The organism is Companilactobacillus bobalius, assembly GCF_009764355.1.
Genome location: NZ_LNUA01000077.1, coordinates 294672 through 312050, shown reverse-complemented (window position 1 = coordinate 312050; position 17379 = coordinate 294672). Strand labels below are relative to the sequence as shown.

At 36.5% G+C, this 17379-nt stretch carries 15 protein-coding genes; 8 read left to right on the top strand and 7 right to left on the bottom strand.

What is annotated here, in order from left to right:
- Positions 1–123: 123 nt before the first annotated feature.
- From ATN92_RS17980 to ATN92_RS17965, 4 genes are all read right to left on the bottom strand, one after another.
- Positions 124–1035 carry a PTS system mannose/fructose/sorbose family transporter subunit IID gene (locus ATN92_RS17980; RefSeq protein ID WP_054642493.1) on the bottom strand — a complete coding sequence of 304 codons (912 nt, stop codon included), beginning with the start codon at positions 1033–1035 and terminating at the stop codon, positions 124–126.
- A gap of 19 nt (positions 1036–1054) precedes the next feature.
- Positions 1055–1873: a PTS mannose/fructose/sorbose transporter subunit IIC gene (locus ATN92_RS17975; RefSeq protein WP_056954483.1), complete on the bottom strand. Its 819-nt coding sequence runs from the start codon at positions 1871–1873 to the stop codon at positions 1055–1057.
- Between the two features lie 44 nt (positions 1874–1917).
- Complete coding sequence (locus tag ATN92_RS17970; RefSeq protein ID WP_056954482.1) at positions 1918–2892, bottom strand: PTS sugar transporter subunit IIB; 975 nt, start codon at positions 2890–2892, stop codon at positions 1918–1920.
- A 662-nt stretch (positions 2893–3554) separates the two neighbouring features.
- Positions 3555–3899 (bottom strand): winged helix-turn-helix transcriptional regulator, encoded by a 345-nt coding sequence (locus ATN92_RS17965; RefSeq protein WP_056954480.1) that lies wholly within the window; start codon positions 3897–3899, stop codon positions 3555–3557.
- A 139-nt stretch (positions 3900–4038) separates the two neighbouring features.
- Here ATN92_RS17965 and ATN92_RS17960 point away from each other — a divergent pair, with 139 nt between their 5' ends.
- The 3 genes from ATN92_RS17960 to ATN92_RS17950 all read left to right on the top strand — a co-directional run bounded on the left by ATN92_RS17960 (position 4039) and on the right by ATN92_RS17950 (position 7159).
- The gene (locus tag ATN92_RS17960) at positions 4039–5061 is read left to right on the top strand and encodes a zinc-binding alcohol dehydrogenase family protein (protein WP_056954479.1); all 1023 of its coding nucleotides are present in this window, start codon (positions 4039–4041) and stop codon (positions 5059–5061) included.
- A gap of 100 nt (positions 5062–5161) precedes the next feature.
- The gene (locus tag ATN92_RS17955) at positions 5162–6100 is read left to right on the top strand and encodes a 2-dehydropantoate 2-reductase (protein ID WP_056954478.1); all 939 of its coding nucleotides are present in this window, start codon (positions 5162–5164) and stop codon (positions 6098–6100) included.
- Positions 6101–6121: 21 nt separating this feature from the next.
- Positions 6122–7159, top strand: coding sequence for a PTS sugar transporter subunit IIC (locus ATN92_RS17950; RefSeq protein WP_056954477.1), 1038 nt, complete (start codon positions 6122–6124; stop codon positions 7157–7159).
- A gap of 38 nt (positions 7160–7197) precedes the next feature.
- Here ATN92_RS17950 and nagE read toward each other — a convergent pair whose 3' ends face one another.
- Positions 7198–9186, bottom strand: coding sequence for an N-acetylglucosamine-specific PTS transporter subunit IIBC (nagE, locus tag ATN92_RS17945; RefSeq protein WP_056954476.1), 1989 nt, complete (start codon positions 9184–9186; stop codon positions 7198–7200).
- Between the two features lie 381 nt (positions 9187–9567).
- Between nagE and ATN92_RS17940 the strand changes: the two genes are divergently transcribed.
- On the top strand, positions 9568–12222 hold the full coding sequence (locus ATN92_RS17940; RefSeq protein WP_056954475.1) for an HAD-IC family P-type ATPase: 2655 nt from the start codon (positions 9568–9570) through the stop codon (positions 12220–12222).
- 48 nt (positions 12223–12270) lie between these two features.
- Here ATN92_RS17940 and ATN92_RS17935 read toward each other — a convergent pair whose 3' ends face one another.
- Entirely contained in the window at positions 12271–13011 is a 741-nt protein-coding gene (locus tag ATN92_RS17935; RefSeq protein ID WP_056954474.1) for a response regulator transcription factor, read from the bottom strand.
- A 380-nt stretch (positions 13012–13391) separates the two neighbouring features.
- Between ATN92_RS17935 and ATN92_RS17930 the strand changes: the two genes are divergently transcribed.
- The 4 genes from ATN92_RS17930 (at position 13392) to pstB (ending at position 16982) form a co-directional block, all read left to right on the top strand.
- Positions 13392–14300: a phosphate ABC transporter substrate-binding protein PstS family protein gene (locus ATN92_RS17930; protein ID WP_056954473.1), complete on the top strand. Its 909-nt coding sequence runs from the start codon at positions 13392–13394 to the stop codon at positions 14298–14300.
- A gap of 71 nt (positions 14301–14371) precedes the next feature.
- A complete protein-coding gene (gene pstC / locus ATN92_RS17925; RefSeq protein WP_056954472.1) occupies positions 14372–15289 on the top strand; it encodes a phosphate ABC transporter permease subunit PstC in 918 nt (305 codons plus the stop codon).
- Positions 15290–16177 (top strand): phosphate ABC transporter permease PstA, encoded by an 888-nt coding sequence (gene pstA, locus ATN92_RS17920; RefSeq protein ID WP_056954470.1) that lies wholly within the window; start codon positions 15290–15292, stop codon positions 16175–16177.
- A gap of 10 nt (positions 16178–16187) precedes the next feature.
- Entirely contained in the window at positions 16188–16982 is a 795-nt protein-coding gene (gene pstB / locus ATN92_RS17915) for a phosphate ABC transporter ATP-binding protein PstB (RefSeq protein WP_056954469.1), read from the top strand.
- Between the two features lie 29 nt (positions 16983–17011).
- Here pstB and ATN92_RS17910 read toward each other — a convergent pair whose 3' ends face one another.
- Complete coding sequence (locus ATN92_RS17910; RefSeq protein WP_056954468.1) at positions 17012–17326, bottom strand: hypothetical protein; 315 nt, start codon at positions 17324–17326, stop codon at positions 17012–17014.
- Positions 17327–17379: the final 53 nt, after the last annotated feature.

Sequence of the window (17379 nt, the reverse complement as noted above, 5' to 3'; positions counted from 1 at the left end):
CGGCGGAACTTATTTATTATCAAAAGTACAATAACTTTTGTTCTAATGAAAATGAGACATCAACTCAAAAACGAATTGATGTCTCATTTTTAATTAGTAAAACTTTTTGAAAGTCTCAAATTATTACATAACATGTAGAACGTGTAGAAGAACACCTACAACGAACAAGCCAAGAATAATAACGATTGGAGATACTTTCTTCTTTAGTAACCACATGCAGAACAATGTTAGAAGCAAAGCAGCTAAACCAGGGATCAATTGATCCAAGTTATCTTGCAATGTTGTTACTTTATGAGCAGTCAATGATAGACCATCTTTTTGTTGAATCAATGCTTGTTTGATACCTTGTGCACCTGATGGAATCTTTGACCAGTCAATGTATGCACCCTTAGCCAACTTAACAGTTGAAACTGTTGGTGTGAACTTAACAACAACCCAACGGTTGATCAATGAACCTAAGATAAACATACCTAGAATTGAAGCACCTTTAGTAATGTCTTGTAGGACACCACCGGAAACGTCATCTGTAATCTTAGAACCAGCTTTGTAACCAAGCTCTTGTGTGTACCACATGAAGGCCATACGAATAGCATTCCATGCAACGAAGTAAATGATTGGTCCAAGAATATTACCAGTCATAGCCAATGAAGCAGCTAAAGCACCAATAATAGGTTTAACAGTGAACCAGAACACAGGATCACCAATACCAGCCAAAGGACCCATCATACCAACTTTAACACCTTGGATTGTAACATCATCGATAGCGGCACCGTTTGCACGTTCCTCTTCCAATGCCATTGTTACACCAAGAATAGGTGATGAAAGGTATGGATGACAATTAAAGAATTCCATGTGACGCTTCAAAGCAGCAGCACGATCTTCTTTTGTCTTATATAATTTTTTCAAAACTGGAATTAGTGAATAAGTCCAGCCACCGTTTTGCATACGTTCGTAGTTCCATGAACCTTGAAGGAACGTTGAGCGCCACCAAACGGAGATTCTATCTTTTTTAGAAATTTTAACTTGATCTGCCATTTTTATGTGTTCTCCCCTCTTAATAGTTATCTATTATGTCGCCGACTGGATCACCGGTGTTAGAGTTACCTCCACCACCATTTGAACCGCCATTGCCACCTGATTTAGATAATTTCAAGTAGATGAGCGCCATAGAAATACCGATAGTACCAAGACCAATAAGTGTTAGATCTGTAACTGTTGCAAGTACGAAACCAATAGCAAAGAATGGCCATACTTCACGACTAGCCATCATATTGATAACCATTGCGTAACCAACAGCAACAACCATACCACCACCGATTGACAAACCATCTGTCAACCAAGTAGGCATAGCATCTAGTAATGATCTAACAGGACCAGCACCGATTGCAAGAATCAATGCGGCAGGAATAGCGATACGTAAACCTTGCATACAAATAGCAACATATTGCCAGAAATCAATTTTAGCAAAACTACCTTCTTCAGCAGCCTTATCCATAATATGAACAATACCAGTTGCCAATGTACGACATAGAATTGTTAGAAGTAGTCCGGCAACAGCCAAAGGAACAGCAATAGCGATAGCTGAACCAACACCCTTTTGTCCTTTACCACCAAGAACAAGAATAATAGCTGAAGCGACAGATGCCAAAGCGGCATCAGGTGCTACGGCAGCACCGATATTAGCCCAACCTAAGGCGATCATTTGTAGTGATCCACCAAGGATAAGACAAGGTAACAATTGACCTGTAACTAAGCCGATTAAAGTACATGCGATAACTGGTTGGTGAAAATGGAATTCATCCAAAATACCTTCCATACCAGCTAGGAATGATACCAAAACGACAAGAATAATCTGAATAGCATTTAATTGCATGATTATTAATCCTCCGTTTTATTTCTTATATAAAAGTTAAATCCCTATTTGTTTTTATCCAATTCTGCTTGGGCTTTCTTCATAATATTATCAAGATTGTCCTCAGAATCTGTTGGAACCTTACGAACATCAAATTTGATGCCTTGTGATTCCATCTTCTTAAATGTATCAATATCGTTTTGATCAAATGCCAAAACTTTATTAGGTTGAACTTTACCAACTGAGTGAGCCATTGAACCAACATTGATAGTCTTCAATGGAACTCCACCCTCGATAGCTTTTTCAACATCTTGTGGTGTTTCGAACAATAGTAATGCACGTTCGCCACCGAAATGTTTGTCATCCTTAGCAATCTTGATCATTTGATTGATTGGGATAACGTGAGCATGAACACCAACTGGTGCAGCTTGCATAATCAATTGTTTACGCAAGTCATCCTTAGCAACGTTATCTGAAACAACGATAATACGTGTTGGTGAAACTGATTTTGACCATGCAGTAGCAACTTGACCATGCAATAGACGTGAATCAATACGTGCCAAAACATATTCCAATGAACCAGCCTTACCACCTGAAACAGTTTGTTTAGGAGCAGCTTTAGGAGCAGCATCCTTAGGTTGTAGTGATTCTGGACGAACCTTTACACCATCTTTTGCTGTTTCAATAATATGAGCGGCAATTTCATGTGCAGAGTTCATTGACATACGTGAAGCGTAGGCTTCAATCAACATAGGTAAGTTAAGACCAGCAACAATAGCCCACTTATCCTTATGTGCCTCGAACAAACCATTTACTTGGTTGAATGGTGTTCCACCCCAAAGGTCAACAAGGAACAAAACTTGTTCTTGGTCTTCCAATTTGGAAACAGCATCTTCCAATTTTGCCTTAAGGTCATCAGGCCCCATGCTTGGTTGCAATGTAACGGATTGAACATCTTTTTGTTCACCGAAAATCATTGAACCAGACATCTTAATGCCGTCGGCAAAGTCACCATGGCTTGCAATAATAATTCCAACCATGTTTCTTCCTCCTTATGTTTTATATAATTAAAACGCTTACTTCGACCACCCATTATGGTCGCCTAAAAAAATAGAATAATATCCTAATAAACCGTTTTAATCTAGCTCACCCTTCATGTGAACCCTTACATAATATCATTTTTTCAGAAAAAAAAACAGTACTTTTAAAAAAAAGTCTAGACCACAATCAAATTAAACTATCTTTGTGATTTTTACGAATTTCTTTGTGTCCATTTGGCATATTAATTGGAACCGTTTTGACAATGTTTTTAATTTTTTGTTCTTCATTAAATGATTTTATTTCTGTTATTTTTGTCCATTTTTATGGTTGTTTGTGATATTTGAAAGCAGTCTACTATTTTCACTAGTTTTCAATTATGTCTTTCCTAAAGCCCTAAACAGTGGTAATTGTCCAATTTATTCCTATATAAATATATCTTTATCACGAGTTTTTTCACTTGTTACTTTTGTGTGACACATCGTAGTATTACTTTTTCTTGAAATCAATCCCTGTAATTTCTTAAATGAAACGAATTGGATTTACTGTAAATGGTCTGTACCAATGGTAGCGCATTAATTTTTTTTAAATATAGAAAAAAGCCTTTTTTAGAATTAAACAAAAGTACTAAAAAAGGCTGATTTTTTTAAAATAATATGATAATTTACTCATTTGAGGCTTCTTTTTGATTATAAAGGTCTCCCCAATTTGCCATAGCTTCAATAACTGGCTCTAAAGTTTTACCAAACTCCGTTAATTGATAATCTGTCTTCAACGGGGTCAATTGATAAACAGTTTTCTTAATTATTCCATCTTGTTCTAATTCATTTAACTGTAAGGCAAGCATTCTCCTAGAACAATCCACTAATTCACGCTGTAACTCTCCAAAATGGCAGATCTCATTTTGAAATAGATGGTAGATGATAACACTTTTCCACTTGCCAGATATTATTTGTAAGGTACTTTCTACCGGACAACCTGAATTACAATCATAAATATGTCTTTGCATATCTTCACTCCCAATCAATCCACATATAAATTACCTTTTTTTAAAACTTGAAGCAACAACTTATGACTAGTAACAAAAATTTCACGATTGTTAACATTCCTCACATGATTAATACTAAGAGCATCGAGGAGGATATATTATGAAAGCTATCGGATTTACAGAACATCTACCTATTCAAGATAAAAACAGTTTAATCGAATTTTCACAGCCCATGCCTGAGGTAAAAGAACATGATCTATTGGTAAAAATATCTGCGACATCAGTTAATCCCGTTGATGTTGGTGTCAGAAAAAGCGGTTATCAAAATTTAGCTAATCCCAAAGTAATTGGATGGGACGCCGTTGGAGTAGTCGTTGATACCGGAAAAGAAGTTACGCTTTTCCATAATGGTGAAAAAGTATTTTATGCGGGTTCCTTTATTAGACCTGGCAGCAATAGTGAATATCAATTAGTTGATGAAAGAATCGTTGGTCATGCTCCAAAAACTCTATCAGATGCTGAAATTGCTGCTATGCCATTAACTTCATTAACCGCATGGGAGGCTCTTTTTGAACAATTAGAAATTTCTCCATATAATAAGGAAAAAAATCATCAAAATACGATCCTAATCATTAATGGTGCTGGCGGTGTAGGTTCAATTGCTACTCAATTGGCTCACTGGGTTGGATTAAAGACAATTGCTACCGCATCTCGTGCTGAAACCATTTCTTGGGTACGACAAAATAATGCCGATTTTACCGTTAATCACCGTAAGAACTTGGTTGATGAGGTCCATAAATTAGGTTTCAAATACGTTGATTACATTCTAGAGTTAAACGATCTTGATGGACATTGGGATGAAATGGCCCAACTCATTAAGCCAAGTGGTCGAATAACTTCAATTACTGAAAACCATCGTCCAATAGATATCAAAAAATTAACCAAAAAACGAGCAACATTTTCTTGGGAATGGATGTATTCCAAATCTTTTTATCAAACACCTGATATGATTACACAACACAAGATTCTTGAGAATATTTCTCAGCTACTTGATAACAAAACTATTCACAGCACCCTGACCAAAACTTTATCCCCTATCAACGTAGATAACTTGAAGAAAGCCCATCAATTAGTAGAGACAAATCATATGATTGGGAAAGTTGTTATCAGCAATCAAAAATAACACCTATTTTTATTAAAACGTTTACCGTAATTATTTGTAGATTTTTTCACAACTATTCAAGTATAATGATAGTTACAGAAATCACAAAGGAGTAAACACGATGAAAATTATTATCGCAGGTGCGGGTGCCATGGGTAGTCGCTTTGGAATTATGCTTCATAGAGGTGGCAACGATGTCACTTTAGTTGATGGCTGGCCAGCTCACGTTGATGCCATCCGTCAAAACGGTTTAAAGGCTAACTTTAATGGTGAGGATATCACTGAACATATCCCTGTAATGCTTCCATCTGAGGTCAAAGGTGACACAAAGGCTGACTTAATTATTTTATTCACCAAATCAATGCAATTGGCTAAAATGTTGCAAGATGTCAAACCACTTATTGCCGAGAATACAAAAATTCTATGCCTCTTAAATGGTATTGGGCATGAAGATACCATCGAAAAATATATCCCAATGGAAAATATTTTTATCGGTAATACAATGTGGACTGCCGGTCTAGTTGGACCTGGTGAAGTTAAATTATTCGGTAATGGTTCTGTTGAATTGCAAAATCTTGGTCAGAATCAAGAAGATGCGGCTAAGAATTTAGCTAAAGTTCTTTCCGAATCCGGTTTAAACGCTAAGTATTCAGATAATATCCACTATTCTATTTATCGTAAAGCTTGTGTTAATGGAACTATGAACTGCCTTTGTTCAATCCTTGATGTCAATATGGCTGAATTCGGTGCTACTAAACCAGCTCATGATATTGTCGTAACAGTTGTAAATGAATTTGCGGCCGTAGCCAAACATGAAGGTGTTGACTTGGATATTGATGAAGTCGTTGCCCATGTTGAATCTTGCTTCGATCCTGAAACAATCGGTAAACATTATCCATCTATGTATCAAGATTTGATCAAGAATAATCGTTTAACAGAGATCGACTACATTAACGGTGCCGTTTCTCGTAAAGGTAAAAAATATCAAATCCCTACTCCATATTGTGATTTATTGACACAACTAATTCACTGCAAAGAAGATATTCTTGGCGCTAAATAGTCAAATCACAGGAGGATTATTATGAAACAAAAACTAACAGCCAAAATTTTTCTAAATAAAGTATTATCAGGAACCGCAACCGGTATTATCATCGGATTGATTCCCAATGCCGTTTTAGCTGCTATCTTAAAACTGTTCGGTAACAATCCTTTTGCACTTGCTATTGGTCAAATGGCAATTATTTTCCAACTTGCAACACCACTACTAATCGGAGCCCTAATTGCACTTCAATTTGAACTCAAGCCAATGCCTATGATGGTCGTTGGTGGAGCTGCTTTCGTCGGTTCCGGTGTTATTAAATTCAATGCCAAAGCTCAGGCTTACATCGGAGCTGGTACTGGTGATATTATCAACACCATGTTAACAGCCGCGATTGCTGTCGGATTAATTTTACTGATAGGTGAAAAATTCGGTTCAGTTGCAATCGTCTTAACCCCAATTGTCGTCGGTGTTGGCGCTGGCTTAATTGGTTTTTATCTCTATCCATATGTCACTGACATTACTAAGGCAATTGGTGATGGAATCAACTCATTCACTAATTTGCAACCAATTATTATGTGTATCCTAATTAGTTGCGCCTTTGCTACCATCATTATTTCACCAATTTCCACTGTTGCTATCGGTATGGCGATTCAACTAAATGGTATATCTGCCGGTGCTGCCGCTATGGGAGTTGCAGCTACTACCATTGTTCTGGTCGTTAATTCTTGGAAGATCAACAAACCTGGTGTAACAATTGCGATTGCCCTAGGAGCTATGAAAATGATGATGCCAAATCTATTTAGAAAGCCTATCATTCTTATTCCTTGCTTGATAACTGCTGCCATATCCGCGATTCCTGTAGCATTATTCTCCATTTCAGGAACACCCGCTTCAGCCGGATTCGGTTTAGTTGGACTAGTTGGTCCACTAGCATCAATGGAAGCAGGATTAAATATCGCCCTATTACTGATTAGCTGGTTAGTAATTCCAATAATCGTATCATTAGCCTTACAGTTTATTTTAGAAAAAGTCCTTCATTTATATGATCGAAAAGACGTTTTCGAATTCTTAGGTTAAAAAAATAGAGCCCACACATTTGTGTGAGCTCTATTTTTTTATTTAGTTGTTACTTTAACAACTTCATTATCTAACTTAACTTCTTGATTCAAAACATCATACTTCATGTAGGCAACACTTGGCATATTAGTGATAATCACCATCATGTCCGTCTTCTTACCAGCATCTGTAATTTGTTTAAGGTCAACTTGAGCAAGTTGATCTCCATGTTTAATTTTTTGACCATCAGAAACTTTAATTTCAAATGGTTCACCTTTTAATTGAACAGTATCGATTCCCATATGGACTAATACTTCTAGTCCATTATCAGTCTTAATACCTAAAGCATGTTTTGTTGGGAAAATAGTAGTAATTGTACCATCCACTGGAGCAACAATCTTTCCATCAGTTGGAACAACTGCATAACCGTCACCTAACATCTTTTGTGCAAAGGTTGGATCAGAAACTTTTTCAATATCTTCCAATTCACCGTTAGCAACACTATAGAAGACATCCGTTTCACCAGATTTAACATCACTTGCTGGTTCTGATTTAGATTCTGATTCTTTTTCAGTAGCTGCTGGAGCGGATACAGCAACATTGTTGTCATATAATTTCTTCAAAGCATCGGCAACAAATTGTACTTCTGTACCGACAACAATTTGAATATTAGTCTTATCCAAAACATTGATTCCTGAAACATTTGCACTCATAATCTGTGACTTATTAGCTTTTCCAGTATCTTCCAATTGAAGACGTAAACGTGTTGTACAATTATCGATCACTTTAATATTATCGTGACCACCGATACCAGCGTAAATCTTTTTAGCGGCAATCATATACTTATCATCGTCATCAGATGTGGCAACAGCAGCACTTTGATCACTAGCACTATCGACATTAATCGGTTCACGACCCGGCGTCATCAAGTTAAACTTCTTGATAGCAAAATCAAATACGAAGTAATAAATGAACGCCATCACAATACCTTGAACTAAAAGCATATATGGCTTGTTAGCGATTGGCATGTGGAAACTTAAAATATAATCAACTAATCCGGCACTGAAAGTGAATCCAGCTGTCCAATGCATCAATGCGGCAAAGAACATTGATAGACCTGTCAAAACAGCATGGATAACATATAGTGGCCAAGCAACAAACATAAATGAGAATTCCAATGGTTCAGTAACACCTGTAAAGAATGAAGCAAACGCACCAGCCATCATTAGACCAGCGGTAGCTTTCTTACGTTCTGGTAAGGCATTTTTATAAATTGCTAAAGCACCTGCTGGAAGTCCAAACATCATAACAGGGAAATAACCTGCTAGATACATTCCGGTAATACCCTTTGTACCCTTGTTGGCCCAGAAATTACCGATATCATTAATACCAGCAATATTAAATTCGAACACTTGATTTAAAGCTTGGTGCAATCCGGTTGGGATCAATAAACGGTTGAAGAAACCGAATAATCCGGCACCAACAGCTCCTAATCCAACAAAGAATTTACCAAAATTAATCAAAGCATCGTATAGAAATGGCCAAACGAATAATAGAACAACTGAAATCAATAACATTACTAAAGTAGATAGAATTGGTACTAATCTCTTACCACTAAAGAATGATAGAGCCATTGGTAACTTCGTCTCGTGGAAACGATCAAACAAAGCTGCGGCAATTAAACCAGCTACAATACCAATGAAGACATTTCCGGTAATCGCATTGAAAGCTGGATTAACATCCTTAACATTAATTCCCTTTAATAGAGCAACATTTTTAGGTGAAAGTACATAAACTGGCACAATATAAGCAACTACCCCAGCCATGGCTGAAGCACCATCTTTGACCTTAGACATCCCGATCGATAGTCCAACGGCAAACAATAATGCCAATTGACTTAAGATAGCTGTACCACCAATTTGTAGAAATTGAGATAGACCCCAATTTTGTGGCAACCAATGACCAATACCTTCTAGTAAGGCTGCAGCTGGTAAAACAGCCACTGGCAATTGAAGGGATCGACCCATTCGTTGAAGATAGGTTTTCATTTTCCTATTTTCCTCCTTATAAACACAAAACATTTTTAACAAAGCTAATAATACTGGTATACATCCAATACTGCAAGGACTTTATACCTAAATATTAAATTGTAAGCTAATTAAACGTTTACATAAAAACAATGGACTAGACATTTCCTGTATTGGTATACTCCATATTATTTATTATTAAAATAATTTAATCGTTTCTCTAATATTGACATGACATATGAGACCTGATATCTTTAGATTACGATATTTGAAGGAGTGAACTTTAACTGAAGACGAATCTTATATATTTCTTGCATCGAATTAGGAGCTGAGTTTTGGCACATTACTTACTAAGCAATGCGCTTTTTTTGACCCCAAATTTAATACTCGAGGAGATGTAAATTGAAACCTAAACCTTATCAAATAGGCTTTGAAAAACTCAAAGAAACATATAACACAAATGAATTTAAACAAGGACTGACTGCCTCAGAAGCTAAAAAACGTTTGGCAGAAAATGGTCCTAACAAACTAGAATCACATCGAACACCTAAATGGAAAATGTTCCTACGCCAATTTAACAATATGGTTATCTATGTTTTGATTGCTTCGGTAATCATTACTTTATTGATGGGACATTACTCCGACTCAATCATCATCGGATTGGTAGTTGTTATCAATGCCATTATTGGTTACTACCAAGAGGTTAATGCTTCCGATGCTCTAGAAAAAATCAAACAGATGCTCTCAATTGAAGCCACTGTTTACCGTGACGGACAAAGAAAAGACATTCCCGCTGAAGATTTAGTCGTTGGTGATACAGTTTTCTTAGAAGCTGGTGATAATGTACCGGCTGACCTTAGAATTATTGATTCTGATAACCTAAGGATTCAGGAATCCGCTTTAACCGGAGAATCCAATTCCGTTGCTAAAACCGCTGAAGCTTTAATGGATGAAAACATTCCTTTGGCCGAACAAACTAATATGGCTTTCGCCTCAACTGCTGTAACTAATGGTAGTGGTAGCGGCCTAGTTGTCGGAACTGCTTCTGATACTGAAATTGGTAAAATTTCTCAAGAAGTTAGCGCCGTTAAGCAAAGAAAGACACCATTAATGCAAATTATTGATGGTTTAGGAACAAAAGTTTCTTATGCTATCGTGGCTGCTTCAGCTCTAATTTTTATCATTGGTTTAATTTTCGATACCTACGCCCTACCAGTTCTAGCTTTAGCCGTTGTAGCTATGATGGTTGGTGCTATTCCTGAAGGTATGCCCGCTACTACTTCAGTTATCTTGGCCAAAGGTGTTAGTGATATGGCTAAGAAACAAAATACCATCGTTAAAACTTTACCAGCAGTCGAAACGCTTGGTTCAGTTGACGTTGTAGCAACTGATAAAACTGGTACTTTGACCAAGAATGAAATGACCGTAACTGATATTTTAATTGATGATCAAGAACTAACTGTTAGTGGAACCGGTTATGAACCTACTGGTGAAATTTCAGATCAAGGTAAACCAGTTGCAATGACACCTAAATTAAAATTACTTTTACAAGCCGGATACTATGCTAACGATACTGACTTGTTACACGAGAATGGTCAGTGGCACATTAATGGAGAACCAACTGATGGAGCTTTCTTGACGCTCTACCATAAAGTATTTGCTTACAATCAACCTCAAGAATTTGAAGAAATCGATATTTTACCGTTTGATTCAGATTATCGTTACATCGGTAAATTAGTTAAGAACAAACAAAATGAGCGTATCCTCTTCGTTAAAGGTGCCCCAGATAAAATTTTGGCTATGGCTAAAAAGCAAGATACCAACTTTGACTATGATGGTTGGGTAGACAAAGTTGAACGTTTCTCTAAAGAAGGTAAGCGTGTTATCGCCGTCGGTTACGAAAAAGAACCTGACACTACAAATGAGATCACCCATAAGATGATTGTCGATGGTCTTAACTTCTTAGGTTTAGTCGCCATCATCGACCCTCCACGTGAAGAAGTGATTGAATCATTGAAAGTCATGCGTAGCGCTGGTGTTGAAGTTAAAATGATTACTGGTGACAACGCAATTACTGCTAAATCCATTGGTCAAAGTTTAGGATTAGCTGATGAGATTCATGCTATTACTGGTACTCAATGGGATGCTTTATCAGACGAGGAAAAGATTACCGCTGCTGATGAAAACCAAGTTTTTGCCAGAACGACTCCTAGTAACAAACTAGAAATTATCGAAGCATTGCAAAAAAACAACAAAGTTACTGCCATGACTGGTGACGGTGTTAATGATGCTCCAGCCTTAAAGAGAGCCGATATCGGTGTTGCCATGGGTATTAAAGGAACCGACGTTGCCAAAGATTCTGCCGATATGATTTTGACTGACGACAATTTTGCTACTATGTCATCAGCCATCAAAGAAGGTCGTCGAATCTTTGATAACATTAAAAAGAGTATTCTCTACCTATTACCTATCTCCTTCTCCGAAGGTTTAATCGTTGCCTATGCCATCCTGACAAAACAAGAAATTCCACTTCAACCGACACAATTACTATGGATCAACATGGTTTCTGCCATCACGATTCAATTTGCCTTAATCTTTGAACCAGCTGAAGAAGGAATTATGAATCGGAAACCACGAAAAACTGGTAGTAAATTAATGAGTCGTCATGATGTTTTCCAGATGACTTACGTTGCTATTCTTATTGCGGCTGTCAGTTTGATTATAGATATTTACCTTAACAATAAAGGCGTGGGAGAAGTGATATCCAGTACGACTATGGTTAACACTTTGATTATCGGTAAGATTTTCTACCTATTCAATATTCGTACACCTAAATTGGCTTTATCAAAAGAACTCTTCTCTAACTCAAAAGTCTTCGTCTTCGTTGGCTTGATGCTCTTGCTACAACTATTTTTAACTTATACACCGTTCATGCAAGAAATATTCTCAACTGGACCTATCACCTCCCTTGAATGGGGATTGGCAGTCGCCGCTGGAGCCATCGTTCTAGTGGTTACTGAAATCGACAAAATGATTAGAATCAAACTTCAAAAATAATAAAAAAGATCAATACATACGTAGAAATTACGTTATATTGATCTTTTTTTATTTCTCTGAAACTAGTGGATATTGATTATCCAATACGTAACCAAAGCCACGCACTGTTTTAATGCAGTCCTTGGTTTCAGATTTTTCTGCTAATTTATCTCTTAAGTGACTGATATGAATGTCAACTGTTCGACTAGAGCCGGCAGAATCATATCCCCAAACTCCCTCTAACAATTGATCCCGACTTAAAACTTTTCCACGGTGCTGAACTAAGTACCAAAATAAACTGAATTCTTTCGGTGTCAGGCCAATATCATAGCCACGATGTGTAACTCGATAGTGCTTGAAATCAATTACTATATCGTTATACTTGACCGTTTCAGTTCGATATTCCTGTTTCTTACTTTTCTTTAAATCATTAGTGATAGAAAAACGATCATAAACCCAAAATAATTGCTTTACCTTGGCTACCAATTCAGGATATTCAAACGGTCTTGTAATAAAACTATCTATATTAATATTGTAAAAGAGTGACCGTCTCTTCTTATCTTTGGCAGGTGCTAAAACTATAATTGGCCCTGAAATCTTGCTGCGTAATGATTTTAGTATCTTTAACGATTGACTCATGCTGGTGATTGATGAATCCCAAAGTAAACCAGCAACATCTTCATTTTCAACTAACTTTTCAACTTCATTTGGATCGGTTACATTCCTGATAAACCATCCCTGATTATTAAAATAACCATTAATCTCGATAAAAAGTGATAGCTTATTACTCAACAATACTAGCGGTTGCATCCTATCTCTACTTCCTTCCGGTCATTTAATATTGCAAGGGCTGAAACTTTACAATATTAAAAAGTTTAGAAAAGGTAAATTTTCTTAACAAAACTAACAACAGCCACTTAACATTTTGATTATAACAATGGAAATTAGGTAGGTCATTTACAAAGACCAATTCATCCATTGTATTTGAATATATACATTTACAATTATTGTTATATTAAGTGAAACCCCTGAATCCCTTGCAAAAGATAGTCTACTGGCTAAATGTATATTTTTTTAACAACTTTACACAAACTTTACATTAAATAAACAATATATATACACAGCCGCCTTATATTTATATTGTTCGATAAAGAAATTTACCAATACGACTTTGAATAGGGGTTTTAAGAATGAAAAAGAAAACTATCATTTCATTAGTATTAGGAGTTGCAGCTTTGATGCTAATCCTAACAGGCTGTGGAAATAGTAGCAGCAAGGATTCCTCAGCTGCATCTAAAGGCAACAGCAGCAATGAGACTTCAGGTAAGGTTACTGCTGTTGGTTCAACTGCTCTACAACCACTTGTTGAAAAAGCAGCAACAAACTTCCAAAAGAAGAATAGTAAGATCAACATTACTGTTCAAGGTGGAGGTTCTGGTACTGGATTAAGCCAAGTCCAAGATAAATCAGTAGAAATTGGTAACTCTGATATCTTTGCTGAAGAAAAACAAGGTATTGATTCTAAGAAACTCACTGATCATAAAGTTGCCGTTGTAGGTATGGCTCCAGTTGTTAACAAAGATGCTAACGTTAAGAACCTTACAATGGATCAAGTTAAGAAAATCTTTACTGGTAAGATCACTAACTGGAAAGAAGTTGGTGGTAAAGACGAAAAAATCACCGTTGTCAACCGTGCTAAAGGTAGTGGTACTCGTGCAACATTCGAAGCAGCTGTATTAAAAGGTACTGAAGCTGTTAAATCTCAAGAACAAGACTCAAATGGTACTGTTCAAAAGATTGTTGAAAGTACACCAGGTGCTGTAAGTTACCTAGCATTCTCATACATCAATGATAAGATCCAAGCTGTTTCAATCGACAATGTTAAACCAACAGATGCTAACGTTGAAACAAACAAATGGAAGATCTGGTCATATGAACACATGTATACAAACGGAGCTGCTAAAGGTGCCGTTGCTAAATTCCTAAACTACATGAATTCAGATGACGTTCAAAAATCATTAGTTAAAGATATGGGATATATCAGTATTCATAACATGAAAGTTCAAAAAGATTCAAAAGGAACAGTTAGTTCTAAATAAATAATCAGAGGGACTTCAACCTTGTAAATCTTGGTCGGGGTTCTTTTTGTATATACAGGAGTGATTCCCTTATGGATAAAATTCAAAAGAAACTACAAACGAAATCCAAAGCCACCTTTCAAGACTACTTTGGCAAGGGAATTTGTTATCTATGCATTGGTTTAATTATTTTACTAGTTACATGTATCCTCTACTTCATTGCTTCTAAGGGTTTGGCCACTTTTACTAAGGATAAAGTTAATGTTTTTGACTTCTTGACAAAGACTAATTGGAATCCTGGTGCCTTAGATAGCAAAGGACGACCTGACATCGGTGCTTTGCCAATGATCGTTACCTCATTTAGTGTGACACTTTTGGCCGCCTTAATTGCTACTCCTTTTGCCATTGGCGTAGCAATCTTTATGTCAGAATTTTCAAGTAAAAACGGTAGTAAAATCTTACAACCTGTCATCGAATTACTAGTCGGTATTCCTTCAGTTGTTTATGGATTTATCGGTCTATCTGTCATCGTTCCCTTTATTAGAGGAATCTTTGGTGGAACTGGATTCGGTATTCTCTCAGGTACATTAGTTTTATTCGTAATGATTCTACCAACTATTATTTCCTTATCTGTAGATAGTCTCAAATCAGTTCCCATGTACTATCGTCAAGCCTCTTTAGCCTTAGGGGCAACTAGATGGCAGACTATTTACAAAGTGGTTTTACGTGCTGCTATTCCAGGATTATTGACAGCCATTATCTTCGGTATGGCTCGTGCCTTTGGTGAAGCCTTAGCCGTTCAAATGGTTATTGGTAATGCGGCCTTAATGCCTAAGAACCTAATTTCACCAGCTTCCACCTTAACAAGTAAGTTGACCACCGATATTGGTAATACTGTTATGGGAACTCTTCCTAATAATGCATTGTGGTCGTTAGCTTTGATTCTTCTATTGATGTCGTTGATTCTTAATTTGATTGTTAAATTCATTGGAAAGAGAGGTCGTTTCTAAATGAATGCTAAAAAAGTCGACCGTATCGCTAGTTTTATTATCTACACCATCGTTGTTGCTGTGGTTTTACTATTGATTGCTATTTTAGGATATATTCTTTTCAATGGAGTTCCTGACATTTCTTGGCATTTCTTAACTTCAGCTGCCCAATCTTTTAGTGCTGGTGGTGGTATTCGCGATCAGTTATTCAATTCACTCTATCTACTAGTATTAACAATTATTGTTTCTTTACCAATTGGTTTAGGTGCCGGCATTTACTTGTCCGAATATGCTGCTGACAATTGGTTCACTGATTTAATCAGAACCAGTGTTGAAGTCTTAAGTTCATTACCATCAGTTGTTGTTGGTTTGTTTGGATACTTGCTATTTGTTATCAAATTGAAACTTGGATTCTCCATCTTGTCTGGTGCAATTGCTCTAACCTTCTTCAATCTTCCTCTGTTAACTAGAAATATTGAAGAATCACTACGTAGTGTTCCCAATTTACAAAGAGAAGCAGGTATGTCATTAGGTTTGTCTAATTGGAAAACTACAACCAAAATTATTTTACCCGCCGCATTACCAGGAATTCTGACGGGTTTAATCTTGAGCGCTGGTAGAATTTTCGGTGAAGCCGCTGCTTTAATTTATACAGCTGGTCAAAGTGCTCCAACTGTTGATTACAGCAATTGGAATATCTTCTCCGCCAATAGTTTCTTGAATCCAATGCGTCCCGCCGAAACTTTAGCTGTCCATATTTGGAAAGTTAACACTGAAAGTGTCACACCGGATGCAAACTTAATTTCCAGTGCTTCATCTGCCGTACTTATCATCGTTATTCTTCTTTTTAACCTAGGGGCTCGTTTCTTGGGTAATAAACTATACAAAAAAATTACTGCCACGAAATGAGGTACCAAAAATGAATGAATATAATTTGAATGAATCTTATATAACAGATATTAAGGAAAAATTGGCTCTATCCACACAAGATGTCCAAGTCTATTATGGTAAGAACCAAGCAATCTTTGATGCAAATTTAAATTTTCCCAGATATAAAATCACTGCTTTGATTGGAGCCTCTGGTTCAGGTAAGTCAACTTTTCTACGTTGTTTGAATCGAATGAACGATAAAGTTGCTACAGTCGATGGCGAAATTTCTTATCGTGGAGTTAACATCAACTCACCAGCAACTAATGTTTACGAAGTACGTAAACACATTGGTATGGTTTTTCAGAGACCCAATCCTTTTGCTAAATCGATTCGTGAAAACATCACTTTTGCCTTGAAGAATGCTGGAATAAAGAAAAAAAGTGAACTGGAAGAACGTCTGGAACAAAGTTTAAAAGGGGCGGCGCTTTGGGATGAAGTCAAAGATGACCTTGATAAAAGTGCCCTCGCCCTTTCAGGTGGTCAACAACAACGTCTTTGCATTGCCAGATCAATTGCTATGCACCCTGACATCTTACTTTTAGATGAACCAGCTAGTGCCCTAGATCCTATTTCAACTTCTAAAATTGAAGAAACTTTAAAAAATTTAAGTAAAGATTATTCTATTATTATCGTTACTCATAACCTTCAACAAGCTTCACGTATTAGTGACTACACAGCTTTTTTACATTTAGGTCATGTGATTGAATACAACTCAACCGTTAATATTTTTACCAATCCTAAAATGCAAGCAACTGAAGATTATGTTTCTGGTAATTTTGGATAAAAAAAAACGATCATTTAATGGTCGTTTTTTTATTTCTTCAAAATTAATCGATATTTCTCAGCTTGCTCAGTCTTTTTAATAACATATTGCGTAGAAATCAAATGTTGTAAATCTTCACGTTCTTTCTTATCCTGACTCATGAACATGCGATGTATCTTATGATTAAATCCCGTAACTAAGGCCATCCAACCATTAGTTGCTGCTATTGACCAATCGGAACCACTTCCAAATACCTGTGCCTGATGTACTTGATCACAGAATTCAAAAGCTAATCCTGTAACTTCAAATCCATCTTCTTTAGATTGAACTAATTTTTTTAAATCCCCTAAATTATCAACTGACATACGATTTCCTCATTTTTATAAAAATAAAAAGACGAGATAATTTTTTATCCCGT